We start from the raw sequence: 1,870 nt of genomic DNA, 5'->3' as shown, positions 1-1,870 counted from the left end.
GGGCCGGCGTCGCCAGGCGGCGGCTCGCTGCGGAAGCGCCAGACGTCAATGGCGACGAAGATGGTGAGCAGCAGTCCGGCCACGATCGCGGTCTGCAACCAGATCGTCCGCGTGGTCCAGAAGAAGTCGACGCCGTGCAGGAAGCCAACGAACAGCGGGGGATCGCCGAGCGGGCTCAGCGCGCCGCCGACATTGGCGACCAGGATGATGAAGAAGATGACGACATGGGCGTTGTGGCGCCGCGGCCGGTTGGTGCGGATCAAGGGACGGATCAGGATCATCGCGGCGCCCGTGGTCCCGACGATGCTCGCCCCCAATGTGCCGAGGGCGAGGATGCCCAAATTGGTCGCCGGCGTCGCCCTGATGTCGCCGGTGATGAGGATTCCGCCGGCCACGACATAGAGCGCGAACAGCAGCACGATGAAGCCGAGATATTCGGCGAACACGGCGTGGACGAGCGCCGCCAGCGTGGCCATGCTCCCGGCAAAGACGACGAGCGCGGCGAGTGCCAGCAGCGCCCAGGCCGCGGTGATCTTGCCGTAGTGATGATGCCAGATCTTTGGAACCAGCAGCGGCCCCAGCGCGATCGACAGCAACAGGCCGGCAAAGGGCAGCGCATAGGGCCAGCGCATTGCCGCTCCGTCGAGCCCGGTCCCCGCAAACGCGCGCTGCGGCAGAAGCGTCAAGCAGAAGACGGCGAGCGCGGTACCGCCACGTGCCAACAAACCGTCAGCCGCCAATAAAATCTCTCGCCGTTTCGATTGCGCCATATTGATCGAGATTGTCGTGTCCGCCGCCCGCCATGCGAACGAACCGCTTTGGCTCATGGGCGAGTGCGTACAGACGCTCTCCGAACGCGATCGGAATGGCAAGATCATCGGTGCCATGCATCACGAGGAGCGGCGCAGTGACGCGCGCGATGCGCTCGTCCGAATGAAACGGATCGCGCATCAGAAGCCGGACCGGAACGAACCAGAACGATGACGCCGCGATGTCGGCCGTCGATGTATAGGGGGCTTCCAGGATGAGTTTTCCGACGCGATGCTCCGAGGCGATCGCAACTACCACGCCTGTCCCGAGCGAAAAGCCCCAGGCGGCGATTCGTTCCGCCGCATAGCGCGCGGTGGTGAAGGCGTAGGCGGCTGCGGCATCGCGCAGCAGGCCCTGTTCGCTCGGCGTACCGCTCGAGCCGGCATAGCCGCGATAGGACAGCGCGACGAGGCCGGTGCCATCGGCCGTCATCGCCTTGAAGCTGCTGACGCGGCCGGCGAGAAAATCACCATTGCCCGGAAAGTACAGGATCACGGGACGGCCAGGCTTTGCCGGCACGTGCCAGACGATGACCTTTTCGTCGTCCGACGTGGTCAGGATGTGCTCTTCCGCCTCGGGCAGGCCTGCGGCATCGGGGGCGGTGCGAGCGACGGTCGGAATCGGAAACAGCATCCCGCGCTGACGGACATAGAGCACGACGAGACCGGCGCAATAGACGGTCACCAGCAGGATGGCGATCCACTTGAAGATGGTCATGATACGCAGCAAGCCTTTCGGCTCAGGGCTTGCGACGGCTCCAAAGCAATTTCATGACCTCGGGCCGGAGGCTCGCCGGAACGTCGCGGCAGCCGCACGCCGCCTTGTGGGCGGCGTGCCATGCAACGCGCTGCTCGCGCGTCGCCTTCAGTGGCATGCGATGGACCGGTGCCATTCCCTATTGATGGCTGCGGTCCGTTTTCCTTCGCGCGCTACATCGCCTTGACGATGTTCTCGGTGACCTTCTTGGCGTCGCCGAGCAGCATCATGGTGTTGTCGCGATAGAACAGCGGGTTATCGATGCCGGCATAACCGGACGCCAGAGAGCGCTTGATGAACATCA

At 64.7% G+C, this 1,870-nt stretch carries 3 protein-coding genes; all 3 read right to left on the bottom strand.

Translation table 11 applies throughout. The features are described 5' to 3' along the window. Window positions 1–632 (bottom strand): sodium:proton antiporter (locus MOV74_RS37165; protein WP_404979229.1); only part of this gene is annotated, 632 nt, incomplete at its 3' end. A gap of 97 nt (window positions 633–729) precedes the next feature. Continuing rightward, window positions 730–1,527, bottom strand: a complete 798-nt coding sequence (locus MOV74_RS37160) for an alpha/beta hydrolase (RefSeq protein WP_246932375.1) — start codon at window positions 1,525–1,527, stop codon at window positions 730–732. A gap of 212 nt (window positions 1,528–1,739) precedes the next feature. Beyond that, window positions 1,740–1,870, bottom strand: a 131-nt coding sequence (locus MOV74_RS37155) for an NAD(P)(+) transhydrogenase (Re/Si-specific) subunit beta (protein WP_246932379.1), incomplete at its 5' end; no start/stop codon positions are given.

Source organism: Bradyrhizobium sp. SHOUNA76 (assembly GCF_023006445.1).
Classification (GTDB): Bacteria; Pseudomonadota; Alphaproteobacteria; order Rhizobiales; family Xanthobacteraceae; genus Bradyrhizobium.
Note: the sequence above shows the minus strand (reverse complement) of the source record. Positions and strands in the feature narration are given on the sequence as shown.